Origin of the sequence: Binatus sp. (SeqCode), from assembly GCF_050013435.1 — a bacterium.
Classification (GTDB): Bacteria; Desulfobacterota; Binatia; order Binatales; family Binataceae; genus Binatus.
Genome location: NZ_JBEKFG010000019.1, coordinates 33,341 through 47,253 on the forward strand (window position 1 = coordinate 33,341; position 13,913 = coordinate 47,253).

General features: G+C 60.4%; 10 protein-coding genes. 4 read left to right on the plus strand and 6 right to left on the minus strand.

Annotated features, from left to right (window positions below; translation table 11 throughout):
• Positions 1-30: 30 nt before the first annotated feature.
• Together ABSB13_RS05900 and ABSB13_RS05905 are read left to right on the plus strand one after the other, a co-directional pair.
• On the plus strand, positions 31-1,899 hold the full coding sequence (locus tag ABSB13_RS05900; protein WP_428106388.1) for a carboxylesterase/lipase family protein: 1,869 nt from the start codon (positions 31-33) through the stop codon (positions 1,897-1,899).
• A gap of 204 nt (positions 1,900-2,103) precedes the next feature.
• Positions 2,104-2,484, plus strand: a complete 381-nt coding sequence (locus ABSB13_RS05905; RefSeq protein WP_428106391.1) for a VOC family protein — start codon at positions 2,104-2,106, stop codon at positions 2,482-2,484.
• Positions 2,485-2,570: 86 nt separating this feature from the next.
• On the opposite strand, the gene ABSB13_RS05910 is transcribed toward ABSB13_RS05905, so the two are convergent.
• The 6 genes from ABSB13_RS05910 to ABSB13_RS05935 all read right to left on the minus strand — a co-directional run bounded on the left by ABSB13_RS05910 (position 2,571) and on the right by ABSB13_RS05935 (position 10,849).
• The gene (locus ABSB13_RS05910; RefSeq protein WP_428106393.1) at positions 2,571-2,750 is read right to left on the minus strand and encodes a hypothetical protein; all 180 of its coding nucleotides are present in this window, start codon (positions 2,748-2,750) and stop codon (positions 2,571-2,573) included.
• 331 nt (positions 2,751-3,081) lie between these two features.
• Positions 3,082-4,392 (minus strand): protoporphyrinogen/coproporphyrinogen oxidase, encoded by a 1,311-nt coding sequence (locus tag ABSB13_RS05915; protein ID WP_428106395.1) that lies wholly within the window; start codon positions 4,390-4,392, stop codon positions 3,082-3,084.
• Positions 4,393-4,519: 127 nt separating this feature from the next.
• Positions 4,520-7,036: a DEAD/DEAH box helicase family protein gene (locus ABSB13_RS05920; protein ID WP_428106397.1), complete on the minus strand. Its 2,517-nt coding sequence runs from the start codon at positions 7,034-7,036 to the stop codon at positions 4,520-4,522.
• A complete protein-coding gene (locus tag ABSB13_RS05925) occupies positions 7,029-8,537 on the minus strand; it encodes an Eco57I restriction-modification methylase domain-containing protein (RefSeq protein ID WP_428106400.1) in 1,509 nt (502 codons plus the stop codon). The genes ABSB13_RS05920 and ABSB13_RS05925 overlap by 8 nt, the downstream gene beginning before the upstream one ends.
• Entirely contained in the window at positions 8,521-9,177 is a 657-nt protein-coding gene (locus ABSB13_RS05930; protein WP_428106403.1) for a DNA methyltransferase, read from the minus strand. The genes ABSB13_RS05925 and ABSB13_RS05930 overlap by 17 nt, the downstream gene beginning before the upstream one ends.
• A 157-nt stretch (positions 9,178-9,334) precedes the next feature.
• Complete coding sequence (locus ABSB13_RS05935) at positions 9,335-10,849, minus strand: Ppx/GppA phosphatase family protein (RefSeq protein WP_428106405.1); 1,515 nt, start codon at positions 10,847-10,849, stop codon at positions 9,335-9,337.
• Between the two features lie 510 nt (positions 10,850-11,359).
• Between ABSB13_RS05935 and ABSB13_RS05940 the strand changes: the two genes are divergently transcribed.
• Entirely contained in the window at positions 11,360-12,925 is a 1,566-nt protein-coding gene (locus ABSB13_RS05940; RefSeq protein ID WP_428106407.1) for an AMP-binding protein, read from the plus strand.
• A gap of 19 nt (positions 12,926-12,944) precedes the next feature.
• A complete protein-coding gene (locus ABSB13_RS05945; RefSeq protein WP_428106409.1) occupies positions 12,945-13,787 on the plus strand; it encodes a nitroreductase family protein in 843 nt (280 codons plus the stop codon).
• The last annotated feature ends 126 nt before the right edge of the window (positions 13,788-13,913 follow it).

The following is a 13,913-nucleotide window of genomic DNA, read 5'->3' on the forward strand; positions in this document are numbered from 1 at the left end:
GCGCAGCCCGTCACTACCAGAGTTGAACCAATGCCGCACATCGCGAGGCTATTGTCCGCGTTGTTGATCCTCGCGGCGCTGGTCGTCGCCAGCGGATGCCGCCATGCGGTGCGCGAGCAACGCGTGCTCGATCCCGCATCGCGCCGAGTCACCGCATCGGGCACAGTCGCCGGCTACGTCGGCGCATACGGCAGTCACGCATGGCTCGGCATCCCGTTCGCCAAGCCGCCGGTCGGGGCGCTGCGATGGCGAGCGCCGCAGCCTGCAGAAGCATGGACCGGTACGCGCGAGGCGCTCAATTTTGGCTCGGCGTGCACGCAGTTCCCAAGCCCGATCGGCGGCCTCGATACTGCTCGCCCGGGGCAGCCGGTCGGCAGCGAGGATTGTCTCTATCTGAACGTGTATGCGCCACGGGTTGCCGAGTCCGAGGTGCCCACGGGCAGCGCGCGGTGGCCGGTGATGGTGTGGATACACGGGGGCGGTAACTCGGTTGGTACCGGGGCGTTGTACAACGGCGGTAACCTGGCGGCGACGCACAAGGTCGTGGTGGTGACGATCAACTATCGGGTCGGCCCCTTCGGCTGGTTCCGCCATGCTTCACTGCGCGGCGAGGGCACCAATGAACTCGACCGATCGGGCAACTTCGCCATCCTCGATATCATCCGTTCGCTCCAATGGGTACGCGACAACGTGGGGGCTTTCGGCGGCGATCCCGGCAACGTCACCATCTTCGGCGAGTCGGCAGGCGCCAACAACGTGTACATGCTGTTGCTGGCTCCGCAAGCGCACGGCTTGTTTCATCGCGCGATCTCGGAAAGCGGCAGCGTCAATATGAATACCATCGCCGAGGCCGAGCACTTCACCGACGACGGCGAACCGGGTCGCACGAACAGCTCGAATGAAGTGCTGGTGCGGATGCTTATCAAGGATCAGCGCGCGGCCGATCGCGCCGCAGCCAAGACACAACTGGCCGCGATGAGCGCCACAGATGTCGAGGGTTATCTGCGCGGGAAGACGAATTTCGAGATCCTGCTGGCCTACATGCCGACGCCCGCAACCGCCATGATCGACATGCCGAAAGTCTTCGGCGACGGCGTGGTGCTGCCACAAGACGATCCGATGCAACACTTCACGCGCGCCGACGGGTACAACCGGGTTCCCGTGATCGTCGGAACCAATCGCGAGGAAAACAAACTGTTCCTGTTCGGCGACCCAAGGCGGGTGCGGCGCCTGTTTTGGCTCGTGCCGCGCCTGCGCGACGAGGCGAGTTACAGCCTCAGCGCCGAGTACATGTCCAGGTTCTGGAAGGCGTCCGGCGCCGACGAGCCGGCGGCAGCGATGCGGACGACTCAGGACAACGTGTTCGTTTACCGCTTCGATTGGCACGAGGAGCCGCGCGTGATGGGCGCGGATCTATCCATGATGCTCGGGGCGGCGCATGGTTTTGAGATCCCGTTCGTCTTCGGTCACTTCGATCTCGGACGCCAGGCCAACGTCATCTTCTCCCACGACAATGAACCCGGCCGCCTGGCACTCAGCAAAGAGATGATGTCGTACTGGGCCGAGTTCGCATACAGCGGAGCACCCGGCCGCGGCCGCGACGGCCAGCAGCCGGATTGGCCGGCGTGGGACATCAGCGCGCCCACCAATCCGAAGTTCGTCATCCTGGACACCCCGGCCGACGGCGGAGTACGGATGACGTCGTCGGGCACTCAAACGACAGCAGGCGTGCTCGCCGCGGTCGACACCGATCCGCGTCTGCCAACGCAGCGCGACAAATGCATGATCTTCCACGATCTGGTGAACCGATCGCGCACGTTTACCAAGCAGGACTATCCGACGGCCGGAAAGAGCGGGTGCGCGGCGTACCCGTTCGATACGTATCCGTGGGGCGGCTGAGGCCGCACGCGAGTATGCGATACTCCCGCTGATAGCTTAGATCTGTCGGTAGTGGGTTTTGCTTCAGGATAGCGCCAGTAGCCTCAAATTACGTTGCTCGGGTAGCGTGAGACAATTCTGAAAACGCCGGCAATGAAAACAAGTTCGCTTTGCGTGGTGCAACTCAAGATTGGCCAGCCTTAACGAGCGGGAGGTTCTCCGATTATGGTCGCCAAAAACATTGCGCACTTCGACGTCCACGCGGATGACGTGGAGCGCGCGAAGAAATTCTATGGACGTGTTTTCGGATGGCGCTTCTCTCAATGGGGGCCGCCTGATTTCTTCATGATCGCGACGGGTGACGAGGCTGATCCGGGTATCCACGGCGCCGTGCACGAGCGCCCCAAAAGCGAAAATCGTTGCGTCGGCTTTCAGTGCACTATCGCCGTTGATGATGTGGACGCGATCGCGAAGCTCGTCGAGGCGGAAGGCGGCAAAATCACCGTTGCCAAGATGACGATCCCCACCGTTGGCGAGTTAATCCAATTCAGCGATACGGAAGGCAACGTCGTGTGTGCGATGCGTTATTTCGACAAAGCGACGTAGCGACCAAGAATCGAAATTTCAAAACCACCCACTAACGATCTGTCTAATCCGGGTGCGAGCACAGGCGCGCGGCGCACCTCTCGTTCTTACTGCACGACGGCGACATCGCCCGCCCAAACCACGCGCGCGACGCTGAGCGCGGGCCCCGAGGCGATCAGTCTCAGCGGACCGGTCGCGGCCCCGGCCGGCTTAACGTGGAACGCCGCGAGCAGGCTTGCAGCACCGAGAATGACGACGAGCGTGGTGCGCCGCATCTTGATGCACATCTCCTTCACGCCTCGATGCGATAAATTTTAATCCGAAACTCGCGCCGATCTTCGAGGACGACGTTCGTTCCTGTGGACAATGATGCTGGCTCAGCATGCGGTTAGCGGTGCAAACATTCAAAATGGTTCCGCTCGTGACGCACCGACGGTGGCGTGATCCGCGAATCATTATTAGGATTCAGATGGTCGGCTCTAGCACCCCGAAGGAGCCGAAGGCACGCTTGGCCACATGCCCTCATGGTGAAGCCTACGCGTGCCTTTTTTTTAATTTTCCCAATTTGGTTTGAGGCGTGGATCGGCGGCGGCCAGTGAGGCGCCGCTGGTCTTGCACTCAGCTCTCCACGATACGGCCCGCGGCCCAGGTGCCGGTTTCGATCGCCGATTCGAGCCACGGCATCCCCATGTAGTCGCCCGCCAACCACACTCTGCCGTCCCGCGGCCGTGTGCGGCGGTACTCGGCAAGCGCCCGTGCGCGCCCGACCGGCGATTTCGGCATCCCCTCGCGCCAACGAACTACCCGCGTGAACTGCTTGGCGGCAAACGCTCCGGGGAACAGCCGCTCGACGTCCGCCGCAACCGCGCTCTCCACCTGTTCATCGGTCCAATCCATCATTCGCTCCGCGTTATCCGCCGTGACGAACAAGTTGAGCATTTCGCCGCCCCTGGCTACCCGCTCAGGGTCCTTGGCTGATTCGATCGTGACGGAAACGATTTCTCGGCGCGCGCCGCGCGGTATCATCATCGCCCACACATTGCTGAGCCCCGGATCGTGCGACCAGTCGCGCTTGGTCGCCAGCCCGACCTTGATCACCGACCCATAGGGCGTCGCCATGAGCTCGCGTTCGATCTTGTCTCCCGCGCGATAAATTCCGGCCGCGACCGAAGCCGTAGTTGCCAGCACCACCGCGTCGGCGTGAACCGTCTCTCCTGACAGTCGCACCGTCACGCCGTCGGGCGCGATTTCGATCGCCTGGACGGGCGCCTCGAGTTTAACGTCAACCCGCGCCGCCATCGCGCGCGGCAGCGAGTCGTTGCCGCGCGCCAGCGTCAGTTCCTTGCTCCGGCCGTTGGCGGTCATCGCCAGCACCGCCAGCGCGCACGCGCGCGAGGTTTCCTCGATCCGCTGCATCATACCGCCCGCCAGCACCGGCTCGAGGAGGAACTCCGCCCCGCGGCCAAAGCGCGGCGCGCTCCAACTCGCGGCATCCTGGTCGTCGTACGCCGCCCACGCCGAGTAGTTATCGAGCGCCGGCCATCGCAAGCTGGTGGTATGCCAGGTGAATCGGACAAGGTCCCGCACCCGGAGCAGTCCACTGGTCAACGCATACAGGGCGAACAGCATCCCGGACGGCATCCGATGCGGTCGCCCATCGTTGAACACCGTTATCCACGGACTGGTCGTTCTCAGTTCGGCCTGGAGTCCCATCTCCTTGATGAGTCCCAATGCGTTGCGATAGGTGGACGTGAAGAATTGCGTCCCGCGCTCGTACAGGTAGCCGTCATGGGTCTCTGAACTCGTGCGGCCGCCGACGCGATCGCTCGATTCGAATACCGTGACCTCGGCGCCCGCCTGGCGCAGGCGGATCGCGGCGCTGAGTCCCGCGATGCCCGCTCCCACCACCACTACGCGCCGATTAGCCATTTTGCCCATCGATTCCGGATTTCCGTTTTTCAAATTGAGTGGTAATGTTGAATCGGTGACCGCCGGTCAGTCGTGTGCCGCCGGCAACAATACAAAGGCCGGAGCTTGAGGATGCTGACTTTAATGGTCATTTTCCGGCGGGCACATTCTCGAAGACCTTTTCCGCTTCGTCTCGAGTCAGGACCGTGTCGTAAAGACCGACCGCCTCACCCTCGTGCTTGTCGATGCCGGTGTAAGTCAGGCTGGAATCCTCATAGCGCTTGAATTTGAACACCGCATCATTCATGAGGCCGCTGTTGAAGACCCCAAGGCTCACAAGGAGTTCGAAGTCCTTCACGGTCAAGCCGGTGACCTTCTTGAACAAGGCCGGTTCCAGTTGCCTGATGACATCCTTCAGACATCGCTCGCGGTAGTCGGTCAGATACATGAAGATCGGTATCCGTGTTGCGAACTTGACGAGTTTTTCCTGAACCTGCTTCCGCAGACTTTTGTACTCCTTTTCCTCCTCCGTCAGTTTCCTCTTCTCTTTGGCGGACAGCTCTTCATCATTGGCCTCCTTGCGTGCCTTCTTGACGGCTTCCGACTTGTTGATGATAGTCTCGATTTCCTGATTCAGGTTCCGGAAGCCCTCAATACTCATGAGGGCGGTCATCGCTGCGTTGCTGTCCATGAGGCGCTTCAGGGTGCCGTTGTCAACGTTCACAAGCAGTGCGCTTTCCCAGCGCCGCGCCAGCAGTGTAGCTGTTGTCCCGCTCATTGCCATGTCGAGGATGCCGGCGGCATCAATCTGCTTCATCGAACTTCCGTCATAGGCCAGGACCGGCAGGAAGCTGATGAATTCCTCGACCTTCTTTTCGGGATTGGACTCGTTAACGTTCAGTCGGCAACTGTACTCCGCGATTTGCCGCAAGGCTCGGTCCGGCGCGAAGTCGAAAACGTAGCATTCCTCCTTGATGATCTGTTCCTTGTTTGGCGCCGCGCCATCCGGGTTTTTGACCGTCCAGGGTGATTGCACTCGGAATGCGGCCTGAAAGTACGTCTCCGGGCTGGACGAGTTGCGCAGCATCAGAATCCCCGTCCACGGCCTCACTGTTACGCCCGTTATCAGTTTCATGCATGAAAGAGTAATGGTTTTGGTTTTCAGCGGATCGTCCATTGCCTCCAGCACGGGTGGCAGGGCCGCCGCGCCGATCCCTGCGGCGCTTCCCGCAGCTACAACGATCCGGTAGTCGTGGTAGAAGTGGTTTTGTTTCTTCGCCAGCAGGTTCCGCATGGCATGACATGAGGCGACGCTCGGCAGGAACCAAAACGTGTGCGAAAGGACATTCAGCAACCGGGCATCCGAAAACGGGAATGGCGGCTTTTGTGCCCCGAGTTTGAGATTGTCCACGCTGGTCGCCATGAACGCCCCACGGATTAAATCCAGCCACTTCTGGACCTCGTCCTGATACGTGAACTTTGCATTCTCGCCGATTCCGGTTGCCGAGAAGAAAACATTGAGATCGAATTCGTTGAACTCGCCCTGCATTGCGATGTCGCGGATCGCATCCGGCAGTTGATAGGTTAGCAACACCATGCGCGGGAGCGCGGCGTATGGGTTGTCAGGGCCGTTCCATTCCAGCTTGGCTCGCTGCTCATCCGAATATGTCCAGTTAAAGATCTGCTCCTCGATGAACTCGCCGGACGCGATCGCTCGGAACGGAGTGCCGGACAAGTAGAGATAGCCATTCGTCGTGATCGGCATGATTTCTTCGTCGAAATATTCGATGCCCTCGCCCTGTCCGAACTCAGCTTCCTTCTTGTCTTCGGACTCAAACAGGTCCTTCGCATTCTCGCGCCAAGCGCCGTAGTGGTACTCATCAAGGATGACGCAATCCCAGTTGAATTCGCGGACCCATTCGTTCTTGGTTTTGATTCCACCCGTGCTTGGGTTCCGCCCAAGGTAATCTTGAAACGATCCAAAGCAGACGAAAGGCTTCTTCTTGTCGGCATCCTCGTAAGAAAGGCCGCCCGGCTTGATAAACTGCCAGCCCCGAAAGTCCTCGTGGCATTTCAAGTCCTCTTCCCAGGCGCTCTGGACGGCGGGCTTAAAGGTCAACACCAGCACCCTGCGCCAGCCCATTTTCTTTGCCAGTTGATACGCGGTAAAGGTCTTTCCAAACCTCATCTTGGCGTTCCAGAGGAAGCGCGGAGGCTTGTTGTGGTTCTCTTTTCGGAAGCTCTTGAAGTATGCCGCTGTTTTCTCAACCGCCGCTTTCTGCTCGGGCCGCATCTTAAAATCGAGCGAGCGATTTTCCTCATTCAATCGTCCGGTCCTGACGGCAATGACCGCCGCCTTCGCCTGATCGATCGTACACCTATACCATTCGCCGCCGGCATTCTTGATGCCGACAATGCGCAGGTAGCGGTGAACGTCGTGGTCCGTGAACACCGTGCCGTCATTTCGCATGGCGGGCTCTTCCAAATGAATCCGATAGGGCGGCTTGCCCGGCGTTTTTATAGGGTAAATCTCTCCGAGGCGCTCCCCCGCCGTTCTCGTGGTGTAACCCACTTTGAGCAAACCGGAATACTCCGAGTTGGTATCTTCGTAGGCATAGATCGTCGGCCGTGATGTCGGCCGGGGAGGAAAAAAATCCTTACTCACCGTTCGTCCCCATCGGGCGAATCTTCGATTCGATGAACGCGATCTCCTCTCGGTTTAGCCCGTAGCGTTCGTAGAGTGACTCATCTGTCCATCGTTTGGTCATGTCCAAGATAGGGATAAACGCATAGGTGTCTTTGGTGATTCCGTGGGAATACATGAACAAGGACATTAGAAAACGGAAGAAGCGCGTTTTCATATACGCCAACAAGTTGTCGGCCCGTTCCTGTGTCGCGTAGCTCCCTATGACTAGGTATGTTTCAGTACATATTGTTCCGGGAGGTAGAATGACGGTCTTTGCGAGAACCCTTCGCGTACCGTCAGTTCCGGGATTGCCTGCGTGTTCATGTCCAGAGCGAGACGAAATTACCTTCCATTTGTCGATCATCTCAACCCCGACTGTAATATCTTTCCGCCTGTAGGGCCCTTCGCCTTTTTGCCAATGCAGTATAATGTCACCCTTCTTTTGTGGCTTCACATAGGTGCGCAGGCCGAATGGTTTATAAGAAGAGACCTGTTCGCTCATCCGTCCTTCACTTCGAGCTAGTATCTTTCGGATGATGGGAACCGCTTGACTATGCCTAATGAACGTCCTGAATTCATTGAGGTTTCTGATGCCAGCCGCTTCGACTCCACTGTGCATATTGACTATTTCGCACGGGCCTTTGTAGTCTCTTTCCCATAAGAAATAACATATCCCTCCAGCTACACTTACTCCTGGAAAGACTTCGGAAGAGTTTTCGAAATCCACAATTTTGCGAATGTGATTGTCGTTCAGCATTTGGCTGCGGAACTCATCCAGCCCCTTGCCCCCTCCAAACCAGCGCGAAGGGATAATCATCGTGAGGTAGCGCGGTGCCAGTTTCTTGGCCTGCTGAACGAAATCCTGATAGATAGGTGAAGCGCTCCGTCCGAAACCGCCATCGCTCAATTGATACGGCGGATTACCGACGATGACGTCGAATTTCATGTTGAATAACTCCTCAGGACTTTCGGTGTGAATGAATTGGTAGGCATGAGTTTCCAGTTCCGAGCCCCGTTCGTAATTTTCCTCGTTTGCACCGCAGAACACGCAGTGCCCACTTTCCCAAGCGTGTTTTACGCGCTTGAACCGGATGTTCCCGTCCGGATTGTCGAAGGTCTCGCAAACGGAATACTTCCCGTTGGCAGTCTTGGAGCAATACACAGAGCGGCGGGATAGCAGTGCGGTCAATTCCGTGAGGGCAAGGCCGTAGAGCTGGTTCTTGAAGATGTGGTTCATCCGCTTCTGTCGGTCGGGAATTTGCTTCTCCAGCCCATTGTCCAGGCGCCTGGCAATCTCCCGTAGGAACACGCCCGACTTAGATCCGGGATCGAGAAACTTGGCGTTCCGGTCGCTCCAGAGGCCGGCGGGGAGCAGATCGAGAATCTGATTCGCCAATTGCGGCGGCGTGAAGACTTCATCGCTGCTTAGGTTTGCCAGACAAGTGAGCACGTCCGGGTTATAGTTATTGCTGCTGAACATTGGCGATCTCCAGAAAGTGCGCCAGCGGATACTCCTTTGCCGGCCGGGGGATGAATACGTCTTCGCCGAGGTCGGAAAAGAGGGGAAGTTCCTTCATGCCCTCGTGCGTCAGTAGCTCACGGAACGTGAAGTCGCGGCGCTTCAGCATACTGCCGTTGACGGGAGACCATTCCGAGAAGACGATGTGCTCCGGCTCCTCGCCCACGGTCTTGAGCGTCAGGGCGTCGCCCCAGATGATATTGCGCTCAAGGATGAACCGGACGGCCTCACGGCATTTGTTCTTGGCTTTGTTCTTAAACAGGCGGCTATAGTTCCATTCAAAGACGCCGAATAGCCGGTGTCGGCATTGCTGAACATTGTCTTGCAGAATGTCTATGCCGTAGATCGATGATATGGCGAGGATAGCAGAGCGTTCATATTCCAGTTGCGACCGGCCGTAGCGGTTTTCGACGACTCGGAGCTTCCGCTCCAGGATCGCGGTCAGGAAGTTTCCGTTTCCGCACGCCGGTTCCAGGAACCGCGACTCGATGCGCTCAGTTTCCTGCTTCACCAGATCGAGCATCGCATTGACCTCGCGGTGGCCAGTCAACACCTCGCCGTGGTCCAAGACGCGCCGTCTTGATACGACCTGCTTATCCATCGGTGAAGGATTCCCTTTTGACCGGAATTAAAGCTGCGGTTGGCGATTCCTAAAGCCGCAGAACTTGTGCTCGATGCGGGCGGCTTCGGCCTCATCGTAATTGATTCTGGCGATCTCCGATATCCGGTTCCTCAAAGTGGCGCCAAGGCGAGCAGAGCTAATGCTCCAGGGTCACCTGCCGGTCGAGCAACCTCGAGAGCAGGTCCGTCCTTCGCTCGCAGGTCCACAATTCGAGGTCGGCCTTCTCGTTGCTGGAATCGACTCCGATGATGAGTCGGCCGGGAGAGTAGCGAACTTCGATATTCTTGACGACGCTGAAGTGGCTTCGGTCCAGCGCGTCGGCAACACGCAAGATGGCGGCGAGACCGCGGGCCACCCGCCGTTTCGCGGGCGCCAGGCCGTTCATTTCGGGCGAGTCCAGCTTCGGTGCCTGCTTGCGGTGGCCACGCGCCGCCTGCGCGATCACCTCGACTTCGCCCGGATCGAAACCGAACAGCTCCGCGTTCTTGATCAGATAGTACGAGTGGCGATTGTGGCGATCGTGATCGATCGCGTGCCCGATGTCGTGGAGCAACGCCGAGTATTCCAGCAACTCGCGCGCGCTCCTGGGCAGCGCGAGCACCGGAGCAGTCGCATCGAAGAGCTTCAGCGCCAGCTTCGCGACCTGGCGCCCGTGCTTGTTCACGCCGGCGAAGCGGGCCGCCAACGCATTTACCGAGAGCCGGCGCACGTCCTCGCCGTAGCCGCGAATGGTCGCGCTCGCGAGGCTCAGCAGCAGGCCCTCGCGCAGCGCCCACGTGCACGCGACCAGCACCGGCGCCCCTGAGCGCTTGAGCACAAAGTCCACCAGCGCGGCCGCGGCCGGCATCAGATCAATCCGCTTCGCGTCGATGCCGGGCAGCTCCGAGCGCAGCGCCGAGTTTGCCGAGACCAGGTCGCCGGCGAGCTTGCTTACCTCCGCGGCCGTCGCACTGGCGCCGTGCAGTCGCTCCAGTTCATCGCCGCGCGCGGCGCGCGCCATCGCGATCAGCGTGTTGATAGTGCCCGAGGTTCCGATTGCGCGCACCACGCCCGCCTTGCGCGCCTTCTTCATCAGCGCGCCGATCTCGTCATTGATATGGCGTTCGAGCCGCTTGAGCTGCGCGCGGCTGGGCGGGTCGTCGGTAAGGTAGCGCTCGGCCAGACGCGCCGCGCCCAGCTTCACGCTCTTCATCCACAGCGGCCGGCCGTCGCGAACCAGCACCAGCTCGACGCTGCCGCCGCCGACGTCGATCAACAGATGCGGTCCGCCCTCGAGTCCGAGCGCGTGGCGCGCGGCAAGAAAGATGAGCCGCGCCTCCTCGGCGCCGGAAATGATCTGCACGTTGAGACCGGTCTCGCGGCGGATGCGCCGGATGAACGAGGCGCGGTTTTTCGACTCGCGCACTGCGCTGGTCGCCACCGCGCGCACCTTGTCCACCTTGCGCAGGCGCAGGATGCGATTGAAGTTGACCAGCGCGCGCACCGCGAGGTCCATCGACTCGGGCATCAGACGGCCGGTCATGAATGCGCGCCGGCCCAGCCGCACCGTCTCCTTGACCCGATCGACCACCTCGACGTGGCCATCGCGGCCGACGTCGGCGACGATCATGTGCACGGAATTGGATCCGACATCGATCGCTCCAAGCCGCATGATCAGAAGCTAACCCCTCACGCGCGCAATGTCACCAGCGCGGCAGGGGTGAGCCCTGCACCGCAGGGCCGAGCCCTGGCCGTGGCGACGGCAGCGCAGTATTAAGCCGTAGGCAGGGTCCGCGCCCGCCAACGGCGGGCGGCCTTAATACTGGGTGCAGGGGTCACCCCTGCCGGCCTGTTAGAACTTTTTTTGAGTCATCCTGAGCGAAGCCGAAGGAACCCGGATCCGGGATTCTCATCCGGATTTGCAGGCGGTTCGCCTTGCGCTAAATTCATCGGTGAAGCGATCGCCGGATATCTTGAAAGCCTCAAGCAACACGGCGAGCCCATCCCGCCTCCGATTGACGAAGCCATGGTTGACGTGGTCGTTTGAGCAGGCTGCCTCGGGTATCCGGCCGCGAAGTGATCCGCGCCCTTGAACGGCTCGGCTATGAATTCGATCGGCAGCAAGCGAGGTCTCGCTCAGATGGAAACAGCCCGGCCCAAATTTAATTCTCCAGCTTCGGTGTTGTCCGAGCGCGCAAAGGAGCAAGGCAACAAGGTCTGCACCCTTTTCGAGGAACAGCGCATCACTTACGCCCAGTTGAACGAGCGCATCAACCGCGTCGCGGCGGGGCTGCTTGGCCTCGGCGTCAAGCCCGCGGAGGGCGTCGCGATTATGATGCCCAACCGGCCCGAGTTTCTGTACGTTTTCTTCGCCACGCAGAAACTTGGCACCTGCGCGGTCCCGGTCAATATTGCGCTCAAGGGCGAGGGACTCGCCTACCTCCTCAATCACTCTGAGGCGCGCTCGATCGTCATCGCGTGGGACCTGCTCGAAAGCCTGGCGGCGATTCGCAAGGACCTCACCCTCGCGATCCGGGTGATCGTGGACACCACCGAAGCGCCGCCGGGATTTCGGCTGCCCGCCGGCGCGGTCGCGCTCGACGCACTGATGAAGGCGGCGACCGCGCCGGTGGCGACCGCCGAGCCCGCGGTTGAGATCGATCCGCAGGCGCCCGCCGTGATGATGTACACCTCGGGCACGACCGGCCTGCCCAAGGCCGTGGTGATGCGCTACCGGGCGCTGAGCGGACCGATGCTGGATTTCGGGGCGTTCTATCGCGACGACGATGTCCTCTATACCTGCCTGCCGCTGTTCCATGCCAACGCACTGTTCCTGACCGCGACCAGGGCGCTAGTGAGTGGGCGCACACTGGCGCTTTCGCGGCGATTCAGCGCCAGCCGTTTCTGGGACGAGATCCGCCGCTACGGCGCGACCACCTTCAATGCGCTCGGCGCGATGATCCCGATCCTGCTCAAGCAGCCGCCGCGCCCCGACGACGCGGATAATCCCATCCGCCTGGTGATGAGCGCCGCGACGCCGGCGTGGGCATGGGAACAGTTCGAGAAGCGCTTCAACCTCGTCATCTGGGAGGGCTACGGCGCGGTGGACGGAGGAGGATTCTCGCTGCTGAATCTCGGCACCTCGCCGAAGGGCTCGATGGGCAAGCCGCCGCCCGGCACCGAGGCGCGCGTGGTCGACGATCAGGACAAAGAGGTTGCCGCCGGCGAGGTCGGCGAACTGGTCTTCAAGGTTGACGATCCGGAAGCGCGCCGCGTCGAGTATTTGAAGAATCAGAAAAGCTCCGACGCCAAGGTACGCAACGGATGGTTCCACACCGGCGACCTCGCCTGGCGCGACCCGGACGGTAACTTCTACTTCGCAGACCGCAAGACCGATTCGATGCGCCGGCGCGGCGAGAACATCTCCTCGTACGAGGTCGAGAAGATCGTCAACCAGCATCCCGCCGTGCTCGAATGCGGCGCGTTCGGCGTGCCCTCCGATCTCGGCGAAGACGACGTGATGATTGCGGTCATCTTCAAGCCCGGCCAAAGCACCACGCCCCAGGAGCTGGCCCGCTTCTGCTCGGAGCGGATGGCAAGTTTCATGGTGCCGCGCTATATCGACTTGCGCGAAAGCCTGCCAAAGACCGAAACCCACAGGATTCAGAAGGCACAACTAAAGCAACAGGGTATCACCCCGACGACGTGGGATCGGGACAAGAACGCCCTGGTGGACGCAACACATTGAGGAGCTGAGTAAAACACGCATGGAACTCAAGGAAGCAATCGGCATCAGACGCACTATCCGTTTCTACAATCCGTACCGGCCGGTCGAGCGCGAGAAGATTCAGAAGATGCTCGAGGCCGCGCGACTCACCTCGTTTTGGGGCAACGTGCAGGCGCTTCGCGCGATCGTGATGTTCCGCGATTCCTCGCCACCGGAAAATTGGGCGGCGGTCATCGCCCCACTCGGAACCAGCCAGTTAAAACACTGCCCGGCCATGATCCTATGGTACTGGGTGGAAGAGGCCATCTTCGACCGCAAGGCCGGCCACCTGACCCAAGGCGAGCGGCTCCATGAACTGGTCGCGGCGCGCGTGATGGGCGTGGACGAGGCCGCCGAGCACAAGGCGCTCGATCAGTTGTTGATTCCCTATTTCCGCATGAACGCCGAGGAAATGCTCAAATCCGGACTTACCGAGATGGATTGCGGACAGGCGATTGCCCTGGCCACCCTGGTCGCCTACGAGGAGGGCCTCGGCACCTGCTGCATCGGCACCGGAGAGCTGGGCGGCGTACGCGAGCGCAAGATGCGCAAGGCGTTCAATCTGCCAGATACCGCCCATCTGATTGTCGTGATGAGCGTCGGCTATCCGCTCGAGAGCCGCGAGGCGGGCGGCCAGCGGCCCAAGCTACCCTTCGAACAACTGTTCTTCGTCAACGAGCACGGCAAGCCATTCGCGCGCGATCCCAAGGTGGTCGAGGAACTCAAGCGCGACAAGATGATCCAGGCGCAAGCTCCCCTGCCATGGCGGCAGCAGGAACTAGAATTCGTCCACAAGGCGTTGGATATACCGACGAGCTTCATCCCTTCGGGCAGCAGTTCGTAGCCGCTAGGGAAGCTCTGCACAGGTTGCTGCGCAGAGGTGACTGACAGAAGTGATCATGAGGATTGGGTTCAGCGAAGTGGCATCGAGGGGCGGATGGCGCCGCGGTGGTCGGCACCGCGGCTGGTG

Bases quoted from the DNA above. Each gene is read 5' to 3' on its own strand.
- ABSB13_RS05900 (WP_428106388.1), top strand. From the start codon at position 31: ATGCCGCACATCGCGAGGCTATTGTCCGCGTTGTTGATCCTCGCGGCG.
- ABSB13_RS05905 (WP_428106391.1), top strand. From the start codon at position 2,104: ATGGTCGCCAAAAACATTGCGCACTTCGACGTCCACGCGGATGACGTG.
- ABSB13_RS05910 (WP_428106393.1), bottom strand. From the start codon at position 2,750: ATGTGCATCAAGATGCGGCGCACCACGCTCGTCGTCATTCTCGGTGCT.
- ABSB13_RS05945 (WP_428106409.1), top strand. From the start codon at position 12,945: ATGGAACTCAAGGAAGCAATCGGCATCAGACGCACTATCCGTTTCTAC.
- ABSB13_RS05930 (WP_428106403.1), bottom strand. From the start codon at position 9,177: ATGGATAAGCAGGTCGTATCAAGACGGCGCGTCTTGGACCACGGCGAG.
- ABSB13_RS05935 (WP_428106405.1), bottom strand. From the start codon at position 10,849: ATGCGGCTTGGAGCGATCGATGTCGGATCCAATTCCGTGCACATGATC.
- ABSB13_RS05925 (WP_428106400.1), bottom strand. From the start codon at position 8,537: ATGTTCAGCAGCAATAACTATAACCCGGACGTGCTCACTTGTCTGGCA.
- ABSB13_RS05915 (WP_428106395.1), bottom strand. From the start codon at position 4,392: ATGGCTAATCGGCGCGTAGTGGTGGTGGGAGCGGGCATCGCGGGACTC.